The organism is Paenibacillus sp. FSL R7-0312, from assembly GCF_038004445.1.
Taxonomy (GTDB): domain Bacteria; phylum Bacillota; class Bacilli; order Paenibacillales; family Paenibacillaceae; genus Paenibacillus_AQ.
Map to the genome: position 1 here is coordinate 2,178,017 of NZ_JBBORE010000001.1, position 21,582 is coordinate 2,199,598.

At 49.2% G+C, this 21,582-nt stretch carries 18 protein-coding genes and 1 pseudogene; 16 read left to right on the top strand and 3 right to left on the bottom strand.

What is annotated here, in order from left to right; translation table 11 throughout:
* The 7 genes from MKX70_RS09625 (at position 1) to MKX70_RS09655 (ending at position 7,582) form a co-directional block, all read left to right on the top strand.
* Entirely contained in the window at positions 1 to 228 is a 228-nt protein-coding gene (locus MKX70_RS09625) for a hypothetical protein (RefSeq protein ID WP_052416752.1), read from the top strand.
* A gap of 128 nt (positions 229 to 356) precedes the next feature.
* The gene (locus tag MKX70_RS09630) at positions 357 to 713 is read left to right on the top strand and encodes a response regulator (protein WP_042239834.1); all 357 of its coding nucleotides are present in this window, start codon (positions 357 to 359) and stop codon (positions 711 to 713) included.
* Positions 714 to 737: 24 nt separating this feature from the next.
* Positions 738 to 1,196, top strand: coding sequence for a chemotaxis protein CheX (locus MKX70_RS09635; protein ID WP_052416751.1), 459 nt, complete (start codon positions 738 to 740; stop codon positions 1,194 to 1,196).
* Between the two features lie 41 nt (positions 1,197 to 1,237).
* A complete protein-coding gene (locus tag MKX70_RS09640; protein ID WP_340839958.1) occupies positions 1,238 to 3,652 on the top strand; it encodes an ATP-binding protein in 2,415 nt (804 codons plus the stop codon).
* A complete protein-coding gene (locus MKX70_RS09645; RefSeq protein ID WP_042239830.1) occupies positions 3,633 to 3,950 on the top strand; it encodes an Hpt domain-containing protein in 318 nt (105 codons plus the stop codon). Before MKX70_RS09640 ends, MKX70_RS09645 begins: the two co-directional genes overlap by 20 nt.
* 15 nt (positions 3,951 to 3,965) lie before the next feature.
* A complete protein-coding gene (locus MKX70_RS09650) occupies positions 3,966 to 6,476 on the top strand; it encodes a sensor histidine kinase (RefSeq protein ID WP_340839959.1) in 2,511 nt (836 codons plus the stop codon).
* Positions 6,477 to 6,508: 32 nt separating this feature from the next.
* The gene (locus tag MKX70_RS09655; protein WP_042239827.1) at positions 6,509 to 7,582 is read left to right on the top strand and encodes an HD domain-containing phosphohydrolase; all 1,074 of its coding nucleotides are present in this window, start codon (positions 6,509 to 6,511) and stop codon (positions 7,580 to 7,582) included.
* A 65-nt stretch (positions 7,583 to 7,647) separates the two neighbouring features.
* On the opposite strand, the gene MKX70_RS09660 is transcribed toward MKX70_RS09655, so the two are convergent.
* Entirely contained in the window at positions 7,648 to 8,334 is a 687-nt protein-coding gene (locus MKX70_RS09660; protein WP_042239825.1) for a response regulator transcription factor, read from the bottom strand.
* A 143-nt stretch (positions 8,335 to 8,477) separates the two neighbouring features.
* Between MKX70_RS09660 and MKX70_RS09665 the strand changes: the two genes are divergently transcribed.
* The 4 genes from MKX70_RS09665 to MKX70_RS09680 are packed head-to-tail and all read left to right on the top strand — an operon-like array spanning position 8,478 to position 13,764.
* Complete coding sequence (locus MKX70_RS09665) at positions 8,478 to 10,520, top strand: chemotaxis protein CheA (protein ID WP_340839960.1); 2,043 nt, start codon at positions 8,478 to 8,480, stop codon at positions 10,518 to 10,520.
* Positions 10,521 to 10,540: 20 nt separating this feature from the next.
* Positions 10,541 to 12,148, top strand: a complete 1,608-nt coding sequence (locus MKX70_RS09670; RefSeq protein WP_340839961.1) for a methyl-accepting chemotaxis protein — start codon at positions 10,541 to 10,543, stop codon at positions 12,146 to 12,148.
* A gap of 24 nt (positions 12,149 to 12,172) precedes the next feature.
* The gene (locus MKX70_RS09675; RefSeq protein ID WP_042239823.1) at positions 12,173 to 12,607 is read left to right on the top strand and encodes a chemotaxis protein CheW; all 435 of its coding nucleotides are present in this window, start codon (positions 12,173 to 12,175) and stop codon (positions 12,605 to 12,607) included.
* A gap of 38 nt (positions 12,608 to 12,645) precedes the next feature.
* Complete coding sequence (locus MKX70_RS09680) at positions 12,646 to 13,764, top strand: protein-glutamate methylesterase/protein-glutamine glutaminase (RefSeq protein ID WP_340839962.1); 1,119 nt, start codon at positions 12,646 to 12,648, stop codon at positions 13,762 to 13,764.
* On the opposite strand, the gene MKX70_RS09685 is transcribed toward MKX70_RS09680, so the two are convergent.
* Entirely contained in the window at positions 13,761 to 15,011 is a 1,251-nt protein-coding gene (locus MKX70_RS09685; protein WP_340839963.1) for an MFS transporter, read from the bottom strand. The genes MKX70_RS09680 and MKX70_RS09685 overlap by 4 nt on opposite strands.
* A gap of 114 nt (positions 15,012 to 15,125) precedes the next feature.
* On the opposite strand from MKX70_RS09685, the gene MKX70_RS09690 reads away from it, so the two are divergent.
* Positions 15,126 to 15,992, top strand: coding sequence for a helix-turn-helix domain-containing protein (locus MKX70_RS09690; protein ID WP_042239816.1), 867 nt, complete (start codon positions 15,126 to 15,128; stop codon positions 15,990 to 15,992).
* A 75-nt stretch (positions 15,993 to 16,067) separates the two neighbouring features.
* On the opposite strand, the gene MKX70_RS09695 is transcribed toward MKX70_RS09690, so the two are convergent.
* Positions 16,068 to 17,180 carry an LLM class flavin-dependent oxidoreductase gene (locus tag MKX70_RS09695; RefSeq protein ID WP_042239814.1) on the bottom strand — a complete coding sequence of 371 codons (1,113 nt, stop codon included), beginning with the start codon at positions 17,178 to 17,180 and terminating at the stop codon, positions 16,068 to 16,070.
* Between the two features lie 346 nt (positions 17,181 to 17,526).
* Between MKX70_RS09695 and MKX70_RS09700 the strand changes: the two are divergent.
* The 4 genes and pseudogenes from MKX70_RS09700 to MKX70_RS09715 form a co-directional block, all read left to right on the top strand.
* Positions 17,527 to 17,616 (top strand): annotated as a pseudogene (locus MKX70_RS09700) (Na-translocating system protein MpsC family protein); the annotation flags it as partial.
* 66 nt (positions 17,617 to 17,682) lie between these two features.
* On the top strand, positions 17,683 to 18,201 hold the full coding sequence (locus tag MKX70_RS09705) for a Na-translocating system protein MpsC family protein (protein ID WP_339843000.1): 519 nt from the start codon (positions 17,683 to 17,685) through the stop codon (positions 18,199 to 18,201).
* Positions 18,202 to 18,350: 149 nt separating this feature from the next.
* Complete coding sequence (locus MKX70_RS09710) at positions 18,351 to 18,740, top strand: response regulator (protein WP_042239810.1); 390 nt, start codon at positions 18,351 to 18,353, stop codon at positions 18,738 to 18,740.
* Between the two features lie 188 nt (positions 18,741 to 18,928).
* Positions 18,929 to 21,205, top strand: a complete 2,277-nt coding sequence (locus MKX70_RS09715; RefSeq protein ID WP_340839964.1) for a PAS domain S-box protein — start codon at positions 18,929 to 18,931, stop codon at positions 21,203 to 21,205.
* The last annotated feature ends 377 nt before the right edge of the window (positions 21,206 to 21,582 follow it).

Below are 21,582 nucleotides of genomic sequence, written 5' to 3' on the forward strand. Positions count from 1 at the left end.
ATGAAGAATATGAAGAATGCAGTTAGTGTCTCTAGTAGCGTCCGCCGGTCTGCGGGCGGTAACGGTAACAGTGCGGGAGGCAAAGGCCGTTCCAGACGCAAATCCGGCACCAAGCTCTCTCCATCCGCGCTTAATGTATATTTAGCGCCTTCTCTGGAGGGCGGAGACGACGAGTACAAGAAGCTGGTCAGCGGCAAAGTTGATAATAACAAGCCATCATTCGCATAAATAGACAGAGGGCCTCAGCTTTCGCTGAGGCTTTTTTTTATTTTTTTTTCATAATTTCGTCATGTTCCTATTAGGAATGCAATATAGAATCATCCCTATAGAAACTAAAACAGATAGGGAGTGCTGATATGGCGAAAATATTGATTACCGATGATGCGGCCTTCATGCGGCTGATGGTGCGCTCAGCACTGGAGTCCAAGGGCCATGAAATTGTGGGAGAAGCAGTTAATGGAACGGAAGCCATCAGAGTGTACCAGCAGACGAGGCCGGATGTAGTAACTATGGATATTACTATGCCGGATATGGATGGGGTAACGGCCGTAAAAAATATTATCGCGATTGATCCCAAGGCCAAGATTATTATGTGCAGTGCCATGGGACAGACCGTTATGGTTATGGAGGCCATGAAGGCCGGGGCGAAGGATTTTGTGGTCAAACCGTTTCAGGCAGACCGGTTATTACAGGCCGTAGAAAATCAATTGTAAAAAGAGAGAGGAGATGCCGATAATATGCATATACAGTCCGGATATCTAGACATCGTTATTGCAGGGATACAAAAAGTGCTGGTCACCCACTTGGGTTATGTGTTTCGTGCAGGTTCGCCTTCTGAACAGCTGGCTTTTGTAAATACGGATAAAGTATCGGTTATGGTAGGGATGACAGGCGATGTCCGTGGTGAGATCATACTCAGCATGGACGATGAGGTCCTGAGGAGCATTGTGAGCACTATGTGCGGTTTTCCTATAGAGGTCATTGATGACATGGGTTGGAGTGCGTTTGCAGAGTTCGGCAACTGGGTAGGCGCTTCCTGCTGTTCGGCGTTCAATGAGCTACATATGAATACGAATATCACGCCTCCGGTCCTCCATGAAGGAAAAGGCAGCCTGCGCACTAGCAGTACCTTTATCAGCATTCCGATATTTGCAAGTGAATTGACGATTATGGCGCATATCAGTCTGGGTGAATAATGAGTGCGCACAAGGCGGTTAACTGGTGGGGAGAGCTGTTCATGAATCAATTGAAGATGTTGCGCTTGTACACCGGCTTGTCATTAATATGTATCCTGGTCATGGGACGGCTGGCACACTGGATGAATCCGGCTGACCCCAGCCCGGATGCCGTTGAAGTGACTGTTTTGATAATCGGAACCCTGCTGATGGCGGGTTCTTTCCTCTCGAAGAGAATCAAGGCGGCTTCTGAACCGCTGTTATTTGCCTACCTTTGGTTTATATCTTCAGCCGCCTTTATTTCCCTGATGCAGTATCATTACGATTCCATGCTTCTGATTACGATCCTGATGATGTATTTTGTTATCAGTCAGACCATCACTTCCCTCGGCAGGTTAAGAGTCTATATGGCCTTGATCTTGTCTGAGCTGATATTGTTTTTGTTCTTTACTGGAGACCCGAAGCAGACGAGTTTTGCTATTATGCTCTTTCTTGTAGCTAGCATCGCAATCTATCTGTCCACAGGAAAGCGCTTGCAATTGATCAAGGAGTATCAGGAGACTGAAATAGCCTTACGCCATTCTGTTGCAGAGAAGAATCTCTATGAACGGGCCGTGCATGATGTGGGAACTGGAGTTATTATTGCAGAGGCCTTGCCCCACCGGCCGATTATTTATGTGAACCAGGCATTTACACAGATCACCGGTTACACGCTGGAGGAAGTGCTGGGCCGCAACTGTAACTTTTTGCAGGGTAAGGATACGAGTCTTGAGCATATTGCGGACATCCGCAATGCCCTGAATCAGCACTCGCGGGTACAGCTCGAGATTCTGAATTACCGCAAGAATCACGAACCGTTCTGGAATGAGCTTGTCATTACCCCACTTAAGGACGAGGGCGGGAAAGTAACCCATTTCATCGGAATTCAGACGGATGTGACCGAAAGGCAGCAGTTAATGCAGAGTGAGCAGCAGGCAAGGACCATGCTGGAACAGGTGCTTAGGTCATTAAAAGACGCAGTGATGGTATTGCGTACTGAGCAGCTTGAGCTGCAGCCTGTGATGATGAACGAAGCAGCACGCGAAATTTATGAGAATGTAGACCGTTCCTTCATTTCACATCTGGATGCCTACAAAGAAATTATTCTTGGAATCATGTCAGGAGATCATGCCAAAGAGCTGGAAGTAGAGCTTCAAATTAACGAAGAGAAGCGTAGTTACCGTATTGTGATCAGCAGGCTTAAGGAGCTGGTGATGCTAACTTTAACTAACATCACGGCTCAAAAGGATAATGAGCGCCAGCTGCTCCTGAACAAAGAGGTTCTGGAATCTACCAATGATGCAAAGGATCAATTCCTGGCGTTGATCAGCCATGAATTCCGCACTCCGCTGAATTCAATCCTCGGGATCGTGCAATTACAGGATGAGAACGGCCTTGGCCGGGAAGAGGTTCAAACCTTAAGACACTCTTCAGAGCATCTTTTATTCCTAATTGAACGTGTACTGGACTATTCCGCTATGGAGAATGGTGAAGTGCATATTGAGGAGCGGCCTTTCAACCTCCATGAACTGATAATTACTCTATCTGAGAAATACCGGGAAAATATGAAGCACAAATCACTGGAATTCCATTTGAAAACAGGACTGCTGCCCAATGTGCCGGTGATCGGGGATTCCCGGAGGGCTGTGCAAATCATTAGAACGCTTCTGGATAATGCCGTGAAGTTTACGCCGCAGGGATCCGTGGAAATATCAGTGGTTGTCCGTCCGCTCCGGGAGCCGTCCAAGGTGCTGCTTATGATCCGTATTACAGATACAGGAATTGGGATTCCCGAGGAGGCCGCAGAAGAGATCTTCCAGCCGTTCTTCCAGATCGATCCCTCCTCTACCCGGAAATATGGAGGACTCGGGATTGGGCTGGCCTACTCGCGTAAGCTGACAGAACTGCTGGGTGGAAGGATATCGTATCAGAGCAAGCCGGGAGAAGGAACATCCTTTGAAGTGAGGCTTCCTCTGAAACTGGAATCTGCTGAGGATTCCACTGCACTCTTTGGGCGGAATCTGCGGTTGCTGCTGGCGGAAGACAATATCGACAACCAGAATCTATTCTTGGCATTTATGAGAAAAAACAACTGTAGCGTAGATGTGGCTGTGAATGGTGCAGAAGCAGTAAAGATGTTTACTGAAGGTTATTACCATATAGTCTTCATGGATATTCAAATGCCTGTGATGGACGGTTACGAAGCGACCCGGGCAATCCGGAATTGGGAAGCGGACGAACAGCTCAAGCCCACGCCGGTTATTGCTCTGACCGCTCATGCCTTTGAGGAGCACCGCAGAGCCTCTTCAGAGGCCGGATGTACAGATTTCCTGGAGAAACCGATTTTTATAGAGCCATTATTTCAAATGATCCGGCGGTATGGAGAAGAAGAGTTAACGGGGGGGGCAGGTCATCTCTATGGATCAGACACCGATTAAGGTATGGGTCGACGAGGATATTGCCGAACTGATTCCCGGTTATATGGAACGCCGCAGGGTGGATCTGGTTATGATCTCCGAGGCATTGCAGGTTGAGGATTTTGAGAAAATAATGGTAATCGGCCATTCTATGAAAGGCAGTGGAGGAGGATATGGCTTTCCCTTCATCTCAGAAATTGGGCGGGAGCTGGAAGGGCATGTAGTGCTGAAAAATGCAGAGGGCATTATCTTGTGCCGGGATCTGCTTGAATATTATATAAGGCATCTGGATATTTTGGTGAAACCAAGCGAGCGCTAGGAAACGGGGTACAGCATGAAGAGAGAGAAACCGATCTCCTTATTTCAATGGATATGGAAATCTTATATTAGAACTTCAGTTATTCCGTTAGTGCTGGTGGAATTAGTTTTTATCGGAATCTACTTTGTGACGAATGAATGGTCAAGGGAACGACAGACACTCAGTATGAAGAATGAAGTGTTAAACGAAATTCGGATTGTGGCTTCACAGGAATCTGCAATTATTGATAGTGAGACCCGGAGAATTTCATCTCTTACAGTGTTATACAGCGATTCTATCGCCCATGCGCTGAATCAGGAGATTCCGGCTTCGGAAGAAAACCTGGAGCGGCTGGTAATGAGCCCGGAGGGGGCCTATTATTCCAAGGCAGACACTACTAGCGGCGGAGCGGCCATTTTTTACAGCGGAATAAACAAGGTTGGGGCTCAGCAAAAAAACAAGGTGGAACGGCTGCTGCCGCTGCAGCCGTTTATGAAGTCTATCGTTGCCAGGGAGCCCCTTGCGGCCGCTGTATATTTTAACACCTATGACTCCTTAAATATCATCTATCCCTATTTCGATGTGATGACTCAATATCAATCCCAAATGAATATTCCTGAGTTTAATTTCTATTATGAAGCGGACGCTGAGCATAATCCGGAACGGAAGGCGGTCTGGACAGATGCCTATCTGGATCCTGCAGGAAACGGCTGGATGGCCTCCTCAATTGCTCCTGTATACAGGGGGAATGTGCTCGAGGGGGTAGCGGGTATCGATGTTACGATTAACACATTCAGGGAAGAAATTCAGACTATGGATATCCCCTGGAAGGGGCTCGGCTTGCTGGTGAGCAATAACGGAACCATTCTTGCTATGCCGGACCGGGCGGAACAATTGTTTGGCATTCAGGAGCTTACTTCACATAATTACCAGGAGGCGGTCAAGCAGGATACCTTCAAGCCGGATGAATTCAATCTGTTTGCCCATAAAGACCTTCAGGCGATAGCCGTTGATATTGCGGCAGATAAGCAGGGTTTAAGCGAAGTGAGAATAGACGGGCAGAAGCAGATGCTTGCCTGGTCAACCATGGAGAACACCGGATGGAAATTCATAATTCTGGCCGCTGAAACGAATATATTTGCTGTAACCAACCACCTGAATCATGAGCTGTTTGAGATCGGAATGTATATGATTCTGGGGCTGTTTTTGTTCTATATTATTTATTTTGCCATCCTGAACTGGCGGAGCCGGGTCATGAGCGGAAGAATATCAGAGCCTCTCATGGAAATCAATCGAATAGCCATGGAGATTGGACAAGGGCGGTATCATCAAGAGATTCCGGAGATCCATGTCACTGAGATCAGGGAAACCGCTGAAATATTGTCCCAGGTTGGCAGCAGGCTTGGGGAAGCCTATAAGTCAAGCTCGGAAGCGAAGGATGCGCTTGAAGACCGCGAAGCTAACATGAATGCTATGATTCAATCCATAGACGATATGATTGCAGAGATTAACGAGACAGGTGTAATCGAGAAGGTCTGGTCCATCGACAGAAGGTATGATTATGCGATGGCCAAAAGCTTTGAAGGGAAGCATATTGATGCGCTTCTAGACCCGCAGACCACTCTCCGGTTCATGAGCATATTAAGCGAAGTACTGGCAACCCAGGAAACGGTCGGTATGGAGTATGAGATGGCTAGCAGCAGGGGGACTGTTTGGATGCAGGCACTGATTACCCCTATCAAGCGGAAGAACGAGCCCGTGCGTAAAGTCTGTGTAATCTCCCGTGATATCACGGAAAGGAAGTATATGGAGGAGTCCTTATTCAGCTCGAAGGAGCTTGCAGAGACGGCCAATAAGGCGAAATCCGAGTTTCTGTCCAGCATGAGTCATGAACTGCGCACACCAATGAATGCGATTCTTGGATTTGCACAGCTGCTTGAATATGAGTCTTCCGATCCGCTGTCCGCATCCCAGCAGGAGAACGTGAGAGAAATTATTAAGGCCGGCAAACATCTGCTGCAGCTGATCAGTGAAATCCTCGATTTGACCCGGATCGAATCCGGACGGATGGCGTTGTCTATAGAGGACCTTCGTTTAGGTGATGTTCTGGAGGAATGCTTCACCTGGATGCAACCGATCTGCAGTCAGCATAGTATCGGCTTCCGCAATGAGGCGTTATCCATGTATGAAGAGCTTATACGCTGTGACCGTATCCGTATGAAGCAGGTGCTGCTAAATATATTGTCTAATTCAATTAAATATAATAACCCGAACGGCATGGTCACCGTCAGTGTGCATCATGCGGAAGCCCGTAAGCTTGTGATTGTGGTTAAAGATACAGGTGTCGGAATACGCGAAGAGGATCTGATCCATATATTCGAGCCGTTTCACAGGATCCCCCAAGGGAAGCAAATTGAAGGTACGGGTATCGGTCTTACGGTATCCCGCAGGCTGCTGGGAATGATGGATGGCGAGATTCAGGTCACCAGTGTATTCGGTGAAGGCAGTGTGTTTAAGATTTTGATTCCTCTGGGGGAGGAAGGCTAACGAAATGGTTGCGAGAGAGCGGAGGGTTGTCAATGCTGGTGGCAGATAAGAACCAACGGGAGATCTACAAGCACGGAAAAATTATGATCATTGACGATGTCAGGACTAATACATTATTACTAGAAAAATTGTTCACGATCGAAGGATATCAGAATATTTTTGTCATTCATGATCCTGCGCAGGCTCTTCAGGTTATTGAGCAGGAGGATCCGGATGTACTGCTGCTTGATTTGAATATGCCGGTCATCAGCGGTTTTGATATTTTGGAACTGCTGGAGGCAAGACATTCGCCGTTGATCTCTTCCGTAATTGTCATTACGGCCTATCAGGATTCAGAGTATCTTCACCGCAGCCTGCGGCTTGGCGTGCGTGATTTTTTGACTAAGCCGTTTGATCCAGTGGAAGTCGTGCTTAAGGTGCAGCATGTGCTTCAGGAGAACCTTCAGCGCAGGATGCAGGCGGAACAAACTTTTCAAATAGAGGAACTGCTGCAGCAGCATGTATTTCAGCTTGAGGAGCTTCAGCAGGAGTATGTTCAGCGGCTGCTTCAGGCTATGAAGCAGAAGGACAATGAAACAGGTCGGCATTTACTCAGAATCAGCAATTATGTCTTTGTGCTTGCCAAGAAGTTGGAGTACGAAGAAAGCTATTGCCACAAGCTTAAGCTGGCAGCCGCTCTGCATGATATAGGCAAGCTGGCGATTCCTGACCGTATTCTGCATAAGCCTGGACGATTAACTCCGGAAGAATTTGAGATCATGAAAGAACACACAACTAAGGGAGCGGAGTTGCTGTCAGGCAGCCGGAATGAGATTCTGCTGCTGGCTGAGAGAATAGCGCTGACTCATCATGAGAAGTGGGACGGCAGCGGATATCCGCAGGCCTTACGCGGGGAAGAAATTCCTGTAGAAGGGCGGATTACAGCAGTTTGCGACGTTTTTGATGCACTCACCTCCAAACGGGTCTATAAAGAGGCGTGGAGCAAGGAGGAGGCTTTTGCAGAGATCCTGTGGCAAAGCGGGATGCATTTCGATCCGGCAGTGGTTCAGGCTTTCAGTGAGGTATACAATGAAATTCTGGAAATCCGGGAAACGTGGATAGATTAGTGAAAAGGGCCGGCCTCGTTAGAAAGAACAGAGGGCCAGCCCTTAGGTGTGGATAGTGCGGTAATTCAGACGACAAATTTATACCCGATCCCCCAAATCGTCTTGATCAGACGGTGATCGGGATCGATTTTTTTACGGATGTTTTTAAGATAGACGGTTACTGTGTTGATATCCCCATTGTCTTCATAACCCCATACTGCAGTATAAATCTGCTCTCTGCTTAGTACAAGATTCTTATTGCGGACCAGGTGGAGCAGAATCTCCAGTTCTTTGCCCGATAAATGAACGGGTTCACCCTTTATAGATACCTCATACGTTTCACCGTTAATGGTTAGATCCTCAAACTGGAATACCCTCTGGTTCGAAACGGCAGGCTTGGCTAGCCGCATTTCCCTCCGGAGATGGGACTTAATCCGTGCCGTTAACTCATCAATGCTGAAGGGTTTGGTAATGTAATCATCTGCACCAAGCTCCAGTCCGACCACTTTGTCAATCTCCCGGTCTTTTGCGCTGAGCAGCAGAATGGGAGCGTTAACATGATCACGGATGGCCTTACAGATATCAAGTCCATTCATGGAAGGCATGATAATATCAAGAACAATTAATGCGAAATCATACAGTTTGACCTGCCTAAGCACTTCCTGTCCCTCGGAAACAGTAACTACCTCGTAGCCCTCAATCTCCAGACGTTTTTTCAGAAGAATTAATATATCGCGGTCATCGTCTACCACAAGGATTTTAGGCTTTACCATAGTTGGATTACCTCCAAGAAAAGGACTCATATCTATGATTCTATCATATCTTATTCAGATTTTATTATATTTACATCACATTATGTCTAGATTTGTTTGATAAAACTAGATTGTAAAGGAAATAAGGGAGGGTTTCCCTGGGAATGTGGTGGTCTTGTTTGGATATGAACCAGTTTATGGATGTTTTTATGGAGGAAGCAGACGAACAAATTCAGATTATGGAGGAAAAACTACTTCTTCTTGAACAGGGTGATTGCGACAGTGGAACCATCCAGTCCTTATTCCGCGCAGCACATACTTTGAAGGGTTCTTCTGCGGCCATGGGCTTTGATCCGGTTAAAAATGTAACACATGAGATGGAATCTCTGCTGGATTTAATCCGTAACGGGCAGTTGAAGCTGGAAAATGAATTAGTTGTTCTCCTCATTGATAGTTTGGATACGATCAGACAATTAAAAGATGACATTGCTTCTGGCTCTGCCGGGACGGAGATTTCGGGGATTATCGGGCGTATCGTTCATTTCCGCAATAACGGCCCGGTGGCACAGCTACCTGTATCAGCGGACCCTGCATATAGCGAGATTCAGGAGAAGCCGCTGCAATCCGCTCTGAATCTGGATGAACGTTATCATTGTCTTGAGGGCAAAGAACAAGGGAAATCGATACTGGCTGTAGAGGTCATTCTGGAACAGGATTGTCTGATGAGGGCGGCCCGGGCTTCAATCATCCAACAGCGCATTGCCGATCTTGCAGAGATTGTGAAGCAGAATCCTCCGATAGATGACAGTGCTGCGGAAGCGGATGAGACCTCCTTCGCCAAGCTGGAATTCCTCCTCATTACGCATCTGCAGGTTGAGGAGCTTCACAGGAAGATTGCCTCTCTGGTTGAGGTAGCGTATGTCCATATACAGGCTGTTCTGATGGAGCAGGAGGATGAATCGTCTGGTGCTACCGCTACAGTGCAGCTGACCGCGAATTCACAGGTTCCCGATAGTGCTCAGACGCAGGATCGTAAAAGAGCCCGTTCCATCCGGGTAGATGTAGAACGCCTTGAGCATCTGATGAATCTAGTGGGAGAACTTCTGATTGACCAGGTTGGGATCAAGCAGGCCGGCCAGAATCTGAATCAGCGTTACCGTACCGACGAGGCTCTCCCGAAGCTGGTTGGGCAGACCGATCACCTGGGGCGGGTTATACATGAATTGCAGGAGCAGGTAATGAAGATCCGGATGCTGCCTGCAGAGCAATTGTTCAGCCGTCTGCCCCGGATCGTAAGGGACTTATCGAAGCAGTTGGGGAAAGAGGTTGATCTGCAGCTGCTTGGCGGAGAGACAGAAATGGACCGGACCGTCATTGAAGAAATAACGGATCCGCTTATACATTTGCTCCGAAACGGAGTGGATCATGGAATCGAATCCGAAGAAGAACGGTTACGCAACGGGAAACCCCCGAAAGGGATATTAACCGTACAAGCTTGCCACGAGGGTAATCAGGTGGTAATCCGGGTGAAGGATGACGGAGGCGGAATTGATCCTGAGGTGATCAGGCGGAGCGCAGTGAAGAAGCAGATCCTTAGTGAAGAGGAAGCAGCTGTACTAACAGAGCGCGAGGCTGTTCATTTAATTTTCAAGCCTGGATTCTCTATGGCGGCTGTAGTCAGTGACATCTCCGGGCGTGGTGTCGGAATGGATATCGTCCGCGATCATATTGAGAAATTGAATGGTGTAATCGACATCCGGAGTGAGGTGGGCAAGGGAACGGAGTTTCTGATCCGTCTGCCGCTGACGCTGGCAATTATTCCGGGGCTGCAGATCAAAGTCAACGGCACAAGTTTTATTCTGCCTATGTCTAATATTCTGGGGATTATCCGGCTGAAGCCGGAGGAGATCGGTTACATCCGGAGACAGCCGATTATCAACCTGCGGGGGGAAGTCCTTCCGTTGACAAGTATGCAGGATGTGCTGGGCTGGGACAAACCCTATCAGGAAAAAGTGTATCACCAGGTTATCATTATCGGCATGGCCGAGAAACGCATCGCCTTATTAGTGGATGAGTTGAACGGGAATGCGGATATTGTGGTAAAGTCCATCGGCAAATACATGGGAAGAACCAAATGCGTTACGGGAGCAACTATTCTGGGAGACGGCAGAGTTGCATTGATTTTTGATATCGGTTCATTATTCTAAATCGAATGCGGGGAACAAAAATGAAAAAGCTGAAGATGACTGTGAAAACCAAGCTGCTGTCCATCCTGCTGATTCCGATTCTAGCTATGGCTCTAACTTCGTATTTATCGCTTAACCTGGTAATTTCATCCGATAATAATTTGAAACGCGTATTCTACGATCACGGCTATAATTTGACCTCATATATGCTCAATGCCGACAGGGATATGTATCAGGCTTATTCTGCGGTACAGCTGCATCTGGCTACCGGAGACGAGAAGGCCGTTGCGGATTACCGGGAGAACATTGCCCAGGTAGCCGAAAGAATAGGAAAGGCTGAAGATATCCTGAAGACCTATAATGACCGGCGGATTCTTGACCTGAGAAGTGAAGCCGGAAGTGATATCTTGAGGGAGCTTGGAGAGGCCAGAATGCTGTTCGTGGAGTGGACTGGAATCATTGACCAGCTGCTGCAGTCTCCGGGTGAGAATAAGGTAACAAATGAGCTGCTGCGGGTGGATCAGTTTACGGAAGCACGCGACAAGCTCGATTCGGCATCAGGCATCGTCGAGGCATTTATGGTGAACGAGGTTAAGGGGTCAGAAGATTCAATACACCTTTCCTTCATAAAGGTAGCTGCAGTCAGCGTAGCCCTGCTAATGACTTCCTTCATCCTGGGTTTCCTCTATATCCGGAAAATTGGTTCGGCTTTTAAGATGATTCAGATAGTTATGGAAAGATTGACTGCAGGCGACCTTACAGTTGAACCGCTTAACCTCAAGAGCAAGGATGAAATTGGACAGGTGGCACTCGCAATTAATAATATGACTGGCAAAATTAAGGGGCTGATCGAAAAGTCGGTAACTCTGTCACATACAGTCTCTACAGCCTCGCGGGAAATTTCGATGAACACAGAAGAAGTAGTAAGAAGCAGTACACATCAGGCTAATGATGCCCAGACGATGACGATGCTGGTGTCTGAACTGTCGATGGCCGTTACTTCAGTAGCGCAGAACGCGGAAAGGGCATCCACGATGTATCAGCAGACTGTAGGTATTTCTACAGAGAATATGCGTATAGTCGATGCCTCGATCAATGAGATGAATGCGGCAAGCGAACAGATGAACAAGCTGCAGGAAGATTCCAAGAAAATCGGGAATATCCTCGATCTGATTGATGATATTGCGGAGCAGACCAATCTGCTGGCACTGAATGCTGCGATTGAAGCAGCCAGAGCTGGTGAACACGGCAGAGGTTTTGCAGTAGTGGCCGACGAAGTCCGTAAGCTGGCGGAACGGAGCGGGGAAGCTACCCGGCAAATCTCTCAGATTATTGAGACTATGCAGGAAAATACGGTAAAAAGTGTATCGGCAGTAGGTTTGGGAGTGCAATCCTCCTTGGATGCGGCAGCCGCCTTTGACAAGATTAAAGGGATTGTGGGTGAAACGGCCCAGTTAATCACCGAAATTGCTGCGGCCAGCGAAGAACAGGCAGCCCAGGCGGACGACGTGCTACGGTCAGTACAGAGCATTGCGGCTGCCAGCCAGGAAGTCTGTGCCTGTGCAGAAGAGACTGCGGCCTCCTCGCATGATCTGGTGGATTCCACAGCTCAGCTGAACGAGTCGCTGGCAGCGTTCCGGATGTCTTAATCCGAGAAAGACAGGTGAAGCTAGATGACGCTGGATACAGCAAATCAATATGTCGAATTTGGGATGGGCCAGGAACAGTATGCCATTCCGATCCAGGATATTCATGAAATTATCCGTGTGCAGGAAATCACCCGTCTTCCACATACTCCTGCTTTTGTTGAAGGGGTCATTAACCTGAGGGGCAAGATCGTACCGGTGATCAGTTTACGCAAACGCTTTGGATTCGAAGACATTCCGTTGACCAAACGTACACGGATAATAGTAATCAACCGCCAGGATGAGAAGGTGGGTGTGCTCGTGGATCACGTGAATAAGGTGGTGCGCATCCATGATATGCAAGCACCGCCGGAACGGCTGGGAACCCTGAACGGCACGTTCTTCGAGGGGATTGGCAAATCGGACAATGGACTTGTCAGTGTGCTGAAACTGGAGCACTTATTTGAAGAAGCGGGCAGTTAGGTTTCATTTACAGGATTAGGGAGCAAGGAGGCGAAGAAATGAATAAGCGCGTACTGATCGTAGATGATTCTGCCTTTATGAGAAGGCTTCTGACGGAAATGATTAAGGAGTTTCCCGGTTTTGAAGTGGCCGGCGTTGCCAGAAACGGAGTAGAGGCCGTACAGCAGGTGCTGGCCCTTCAGCCGGATGTGGTGACTATGGATGTTGAGATGCCCATCATGGACGGGCTGAAAGCGCTGGGGGAAATAATGAAGCTTAGGCCTACTCCGGTGATTATGGTTAGCTCGCTCACCCGGGAAGGTGCCGACGCTACCATTCAGGCTTTGATGCTGGGGGCAGTTGACTTTATTGCTAAACCCTCCGGTTCCATCTCGGCAGAACTCGGGAACAAGCAGAACGAACTGCTGGTGATGCTGCAGGCAGCGGCATCCTCTCATCAATCGGTCACAAAGTGGGGAGGGGAGCCGCCCAAACGGCGTGCTCTGCCGGCCCAAACGGCGGCCCAAACGGCGGCGCCTGCGGCTTCGGTTCAGCGTGAAAGAAAACGAACATCCCCAATGATCAGCGGGATATGCGCAGTGGGCACCTCAACCGGAGGACCTAAGGCACTTGAGACGCTGCTTACCTCCTTGCCGGAGGATCTTGCGGTTCCCGTTGTTGTCGTTCAACATATGCCGGTTAAATTCACGGCTTCACTTGCTCAGCGGCTGGATCAGCATGCCGCTCTGCATGTGGTGGAGGCAACGCATCATCAAATCCTGGAGCCCGGAAATGTCTATATTGCACCCGGAGGCAAGCATATGGAAATAGAGAATACCGGCGCCGGATCGTACCGTATTGTGATTAGTGAGCACAATACGGTGAATGGGCACCGCCCCTCTGTAGAGGTTATGTTCGATTCTGTCACACGGCTGAAGGGGCTGAAAAAGGGTTACGTCATTATGACCGGTATGGGAGCTGATGGTGCACAGGCGATGCAGCGGGCCAAACAGGCTGCGTTCCAGTCCGTCACGATAGCCGAATCAGAGGCTACCTGCGTGGTGTATGGCATGCCCAGAGCTGCGGTAGAGCTGAAGTGTATTGATCATATTTTGCCCCTTCCACAAATCGCCGGAAAGATAATAAGTATATTTCATAATATTTCAGATAATTATTAACGGATTAGGGCAGCCGGTTCTTCATCCATTAATTCTGGTGAGCGGGTCTTCCGCAGATGCTGGAACCTTGCGCCTCCGATCAGAGCAGCCCCGGCAGCAGTAATCCCGCCGATCAGTCCGAACACCGGAACAGGCGATTCTACCCCGTACAGCCCTAGCAGACCCGCCCCGAGCATAGGGCCGAAAGTGGTTCCGATCTTAACAAACTCCGAGCAGCCGAAATAGAGTCCCTTATTACTCTCCGGAGACAGCTCATCCACTAAGGCATCGAACCGCGCACCAATCAGCAGCTCCCCCAGACTGAACACTATAATGAACAGCAGCGGCATCAACGGGGAGACGGGCAACACAAAGAACAGAAAGCTTGCGGCAATCAGCAGATTACTGGCGAGTACCACGTGGAAAGGATTCCACTTCGAGATCCAGCGCAGCACGGCAAATTGCGCAGCCAGAATAACAACCGCATTGAGCGACAGGATCACCGAATACATCCGGGCACCGTCGGCGAAGGCAGAAGTGGCGTTTAAATATTGGGATACGGTTCCGTTCAGCTGAGAATACCCGAAGAAGGAGAAGCTCATTCCAGCCAGCAGGAGGAGGAATACATAGTCCTTGCGAATTGCACCAAGATTCTTAAGGCTGCCGATACCCCGGGATGCAATAGAAGCGTGGATGCGGCCCCCGTGCCGGAAGAAGAATTGTGTGGAGACGCCATACAGAATATAAAGCACGCCCAGAATAACATAAGGAAAGAGAGTCAGCTTCATATTGAACATCAGGCTTAACAGCGGGCCGAGAAAACAGCCCAGATTTATCGCCGTATACCGCAGATTGAAGACGAGCAGCCGGTTCTCCGGGAGCGTTTCGGTGGACAGTACTTTTTTACTGGCAGGCTCGAAGATGGAGTAGCATAATCCGTTAAGGCCGTTAAGCAGCAGGAAGGCCGGGAAGCCGTCCGCATAATAGAACAGAATGAATAGGCTTCCCCAGATTATGGGGACAACGGCGATGATTTTGTGCAGAGGCAGCCGGTCCGCAAGCGCCCCTCCGAAGCCGCTGAAGAGCACATTCACCAGCGGATTGATACTGAGAACACAGCCGGCCAAGAAGATGGAGAGATGTTTTTGGCTCGTCAGAAAGATGGCCAGATAAGGGACGCTCATAAATAGTGCAGTTCTCGTGAAAAAGGTGCCGGCCAGAATGTTCCATACTCTACGGTTTAGTTTCCGTGACAAATGAAAGCCCATGATAATCCTTCCCCTGCTTTTTATATTTTGATTTGTGCCGAGTGTAGCATACAATGAAAATCAGACCGGAAAATTGTGCTGTATACTCACACGGCAGAGCGGAGGGGTGATATCATGTTTCTGGGCTCTACAATCAGGCAAATCCGTTCCTCCAAAGGAATCAACCAGTCGATTCTGGCGGATGGGATTATGAGCCGTTCCAACTTGTCACGCTTTGAGGGCGGTAAATATTATCCCGGATATGACAAGCTGATCCTCCTGCTGGACAAGCTGGAAATGTCCCTTGAAGAGCTGCTGTTCCTGCAGAATGGCTATGCACAGCCGGAGAAACGTACGCTTCACTTAAGTCTGGTGGAGGCGGCGAACCGTTATGAATTCGACAAAGTTAGAACGATCAGCCATGAATGCCGTTTCTTGTACGGGGTGACGCGCACGGAGGCTTATTATCATTTGTATCTGCTGGGCCAGGGTTTTCTGATTCAATATCAGCGGGAGGATGAGATCAGGCAGTTAAGCGAATTAGCCGGGGAGATCAAGCCTTATCTGATGGGTGCGGATATATGGTATCTGTATGAGTTCAAGCTGCTGAATAATTTCCTGTTTACGTTAAGCAGCGGAGACGCGATCTTTTTTGGACTAAGGGCTGCAGATGAGTTTGATAAATACCATGACTTTGCCGAGAGCCGGACCATCCAGCAGCATCTGATGCAGAATATCGCGAAAATTTGCCTGAAAGAGCATAATTACGAGCAAAGCCTGTTCTTCCTTAAAAAAGCGCTGCCCTTAGCGGATAAGACGAATCTGCTGTACGATAAAATTGTCACATTGGTGTACCATGAGATCACGCTGCTCTGTCTGAAGCATAAAGACGATACCCAGCAGTTATTGGGTTACCTGGATATTCTCCGGCAGCTTGAGTTCAATGACAGTTATGAAGCGCTGCAGCAGGTGTGCCGGATACATCTGCCGGATATATTCTGATACATATACTTTTTATTTTCCGCACAAAAAGGTTGCCACTCTATCACCGGGCGGCAACCTTTTTGGTTCTGTTTATTATTGGGGGGAAGAGATGCCGCTGCGCTTCTTGGCGAGCTCGCGCCGCACAACCGGAGCTACTTCTGTTGCCAGCAGCTCAATGGCTTCTGCCACCTTGGCATAGGGAAGGCCGCCGATATCCAGCTGGGTCATGAAGCGGTGATGGCCGAACAGCTCATGCTGATAGAGGATCTTCTCAATAATCTGCTGCGGGCTACCCACGGCCAAGGTATTGTCCGGAGAGGTGAACCGGCCGAATTCTTCGCGTGAGACACGGTATTCCTGGCCGGGCTTCGGGCTAATCGCATTGCGGTAGCTGTAGTAATAAGGATAGTACTCATCCAATGCCTGCCGGGAGGTCTTGGCTATGTAACCGTGGCTTGTGATGGCAATCTTCAAGTCTTCCGGTCTGTGCCCTGCTGCTGCGCCGGAGCGGCGGTAGGTGTGGGCCAGATTCTGGAAAGGCTCCGGGCTGCCGCTCAGAATAGCGATGGCCATACCTACACCCAGCTCTCCGGCCTTCTGGGCACTTTCGGCCGAACCGCCGATGCCCACCCAGAGCGGAAGCTTCTGCTGCAGCGGACGCGGGGCAATCTCGGCGTTATGCAGCGGGGAGCGGAACTTGCCTTCCCAGTTCATGACCTCATGCTGGTTCAGCGTGAGCAGCAGGTCGAGATTCTCGCTGAACAGCTGTTTGTAATCCTCCAGCTCATAGCCGAACAGCGGGAAGGATTCCAGGAATGCGCCGCGCCCGGCGATAATCTCCGCCCGGCCGTCCGACAGCAGATCCAGAGTGGCGAAATCCTCGAAGACACGAACCGGATCAATCGTACTCAGTACAGTGGTTGCACTGGTAAGCTTAATCCGCTCTGTAACCTGGGCAATAGCTGCCAGCACAACCGGTACTGAGGAGATGACGAAATCCAGCCGGTGATGTTCACCTACGCCGAATACATCCAGACCCGCTTCATCGGCAAGCTTCGCGGCAGCAATCACTTCATGGAGCCGCTGGCGGGGGCTAATCCGCTGCCCCGTTTGGCAATCGGTTACGATATCCCCGAGTGTATAAATACCGAACTCGAACTCCGGTTCAGCCGCTTGCTTCGCTTGATCATTCCCTTGATTGTTCATTGGTACAGACCCCTTATTATCCAGAATATTTAGTATGTTTAAAGCTTAAGCTTGTCCGTTACAGCAAGGATATACTCTACTATACCATAACGACTTACAAAATGTAAGTATATGAGTGTAAGTTTGTGATATGAGGAGATAAGCAGATAAGCAGCAATACTAATGTTGTGCCCTGCATACCATATACCGGGAGCACTGGTTGCCCTTTCTAACTTTTATGTATTTATATATATACGAAGTCCCCCGGTTGAGATTATACTAAAGTGACGAACCGTTTTTTCAGCAGGCGGAGCGTCTCCCCATACCTATAACACAGACACAAGAATATTATGCTGGAGGAAATTGAATGAGCACTACAGAACTTACTAGCCAACTTTCCAGTTTCACAGGAAGATTACTGCGGGAACGCTTTGGGAAAGGGCCTGAATCCATACACGCCTCTATCGGAAAGCAATGTATAGCGCTGCATATTCGTAATTTTATCGGACCTGTGGAGAAATTTTTGTTAAATAAGGAAGAAGAACAGGCGTTTCGCTATACGAGAGAGCTTCTGATGAAGTCTCTGCTGCCCGAGCTTGCGGCCTACCTGAAGGAAATGACGGCTATGGAGGTTGGCGAGATTTTCTATGACTGGGGTATACATAATGCGTCTGGAATGATCGTTGCGCTCATTAAGAATGACGTTATGGTCATTGACGATTATGCCGGGCGTCAAGAAGTCCATGCCCAGATAAATGAAGTTAGCAGAAAGGTTCAGAAGGAACCGGTCTATACCGACTCCTGGTGGCTTGGCCCGCGCGTCCTGATTATCAAACGTGAGGGTATCCTGATCCCGCTGGAGAAGGAACTGATTAGCCTTGGTTATGAGAATACGCTTAAGACTACCAAACGTAAGATGGAAAAACGATATTTGGAGGATACCACCACGATTGCCCCGATGCTTGGCAAGGAACTGTCGGATATATACGTGGATTGGGATTTCGACAAGGATACCAGTGTGATAGCTTATACTTTTCATTAAGTTTAACTATAAATAAGGCGGAAATGAGTCGGACATGCGAATGAGCCGAACATGAGCCGGAGAAGGGGGAATTGTCCCTTTCTTCGGCTTTTTTATTTTCTGCCTGTTTAGGGGCTGTTGTGCTGGGACTTTTTAGGAGGATATGCCGAATGGAGGAGTACAAGCAGACAGTATTATATGTGGAAGATAATCAACTCAACATGGCCCTAATGCATCATATCTTCAAAAGAAACCTGCCCTCCATATTGCTGCTGAAAGCCGAAACGGCAGAGCTCGGGCTAAGTATGGCCCGTGAAGAACTGCCGGATCTGATCATCCTGGATATCGGGCTGCCCGGCCTTAACGGATATGAAGCTCTGGAAATATTGCAGCAGGATGAGGCTACTTGCCACATTCCGGTACTGGGAACCAGTGCGTTTGCTCAATTATCGGATATTGAAAAAGCCAGGAACAAGGGTTTTGCTTCATACATTACCAAACCTTTTCAGGTAAAAGCCTTCACTGAAACGGTGAAGAGGCTGCTGGACGGTGGGCTCTAAAAGGATAATGTAATGCAGGAATGGATTGAACAAAGGCGGGAACTGGGGAGAACTCTGTCTGAAGGCTGGTTCGCGGGTTAATATAATCCGACAGAATCATTTGACTTTCGCCCGGATATGCAAGATATTTATATTACAGATTTGAACTAATAATGCATGTATTACTCCACGAACGGGCGGTGGAATTTATGCTAAGACAACATACGGAGATCTCTTCTCCATTCGAACAGGCATTCAAAAAGGGGACTGCCGGAGTTGCATTTCTCTCCATTTCCGAAGAATGGACTAGTGTGAATCCGGCGGTAACCCTGTTACTTGGATACACGGAAGAACGATTGCTGGGACATGGCCTCACGGAGTTTCTGTATGAAGATTCCCTGGAGATACATAGGCAAAAGATGGGCACCCTAAAAGCGGGAGAGGCTCCCTTTTTTGAATGTGAGCTAAATTTCCGGCATGCAGACGGCTCTGTAGTTGCAGTACTGCTGCATGTTTCTCTGATTAGCGAGCCCTCTACGGGAATGGGCTTGTATTATATCGTTCATCTGGCCGGATTGCGGCACCCGGAAGCTAAGTCCATGGATGAACTTCCTGCACCGCCAGATGAGCTGTACCGCCTGATCGCAGCCAATATTCGAGACATTGTATATTATGCAACCCCGGATGGTATCTGCAGATACTGTTCTCCTTCGATTGTAGAAGTACTCGGGTATAAGCCTGAGGAATTGATCGGCTGTGATATCCGCGGACTGGTTTACCCCGAGGATATGGAATTTATGAGCGCTCCGCAGGCGGCTGAGCTTCAGAGTGTGCAGCTGCGGATTCTTCATAAGGACGGGCGGTATCTCTGGATTGAATTCACGCTGCGGATTGTGGAAGACAGCGGGAGCTGGAGCGTGCTTGCCGTAGGCCGTGATGTGACACAGCGTAAGATTATGGAGCAGAAGCTGCAGGAATCGGTAGAGCGGTATACCTCGCTGAAGAAATATAACCATGATGCGATTATTTCCCTGGATCTGGAAGGGAACATCATCAATGGGAATGAGAAGGCCGTGCAGCTGACAGGCTACACCATTCCTGAGCTGGTGGGAATGAGTGTCGGCCGGATTATCGGGAACCACCATCTTCACGACGTGATCAGCTTCTGCCAGAAGAAGGGTTCCATGGAACGGAGCATCGACCTCATCTGGCATAAGGACGGGCATTCCGTGGAGGTGCTGACAACCCTTGCCCCTATCATAATCAACAAGGAGACGGTGGGCTTTTATATAATCGTCAAGGATATTACCGAGCAGAAGAAGCTGCTGATCGCCAAAGAAACCGCCGAGAATACGAACCGGGCCAAAAGCGAGTTCCTGGCTATGATGAGCCATGAAATCCGCACGCCGATGAACGGGGTGATCGGGATGACCGATCTGCTGCTGGACCTCAGTGATCCGGATTCTCAGCAACGGGAGTACCTGGAAATCATCCGCCAGAGCGGGGAATCCCTGCTGAATATCATTAACGATATTCTGGATCTATCCAAGATAGAGGCTGGCAAAACCTCATTGCATGAAGAACCGTTTGTCCTTCAGCACTGCATAGAGTCTGCTCTGGAGCTGCTGCAGCTTAAAGCGGAGAATAAGGGCCTAACCATCCAGGTGGAGGTGGGACCGGAGGTGCCCGCTGATCTGATCGGGGACGGAGAACGCTTGAAGCAGATCCTGATCAATCTGGTCGGCAATGCAGTGAAGTTCACTTACACGGGCGGGATAAAGGTAGGCGTGCAAAGCATAAGGGGAGAAGAGGCTGCTGATGGGGTAACGCTGCAATTTACAGTGGCGGATACAGGAATAGGCATTCCGGAGGATGCCCGCAGCCAATTGTTCGAGCCGTTCTACCAGCTCGATCATTCCATGAGCCGCAAACATGAAGGAAGTGGCCTGGGGCTGGCGATCAGCAAGCAGCTGGTTGAAATGATGGGAGGCAGGATTCAGCTGGAGCCGCAGACCGGGCAGGGGGCAACTTTTGTATTTACAGTGGTGCTCCGGACCGAGAAGCAGGCTCTGACTGCTGAGGGGGCGGAGCCGGGCCTGCTGAGTCCGCAGCAGCTCAGCCGTTCTTTGCGCATCCTGGTGGCTGAAGACAATGTTATTAATCAGATTGTGCTGCGCAAAATTCTGGAGAAGCGCGGGTTCGCCGTCGATGTTGCGGAAGACGGGCTGCAGGTAGTCGAGATGGTCTCTCAGCGCAGCTATGACCTGATCTTCATGGATGTGCAGATGCCCGGCATGAACGGCCTGGAGGCCACATTGAGAATCAGGCAGACGCAGCCGGCAGACTCGCAGCCGGTCATTATTGCCGTAACGGCTAATGCGCTGAAAGGCGACCGGGAATTATGCATTGAAGCGGGAATGGACGAGTATATCAGCAAGCCGCTGAGAAGCGAGACTATAGTGAATGTTATCGGGAAATTCTTTTAATTTGCAGGCAGTCTTCCGTTTGTTCATCACCCATTCACATTTTTGCGTTAAAGCTGCAATACGTCACTCTGACATCTTGCATGTGGAAGTCATTTTGATTAAGATAGCAGAAACCGGTGCATAAGACGCATCGATATACCATTAAATGACAATGACGAAGAGAGTAAGCACTTTATAGCGGATCTTAACAGGGAAGGTGTGCCGGAGACTGAGAGCACCCTCATTTGACGCTTAGTGCCGAAGTTCACTTCCGAGTCGGCTCCTGAAGTACACTGCTGCAGCAGGTATGAGTAGGGAGGCCCGCTTCCAGCGTTAACGGGTGTAAGACAGAGTTAATCCGGTCCGGGATGAGGTAACAGCTTACCGGGTGCTGACGC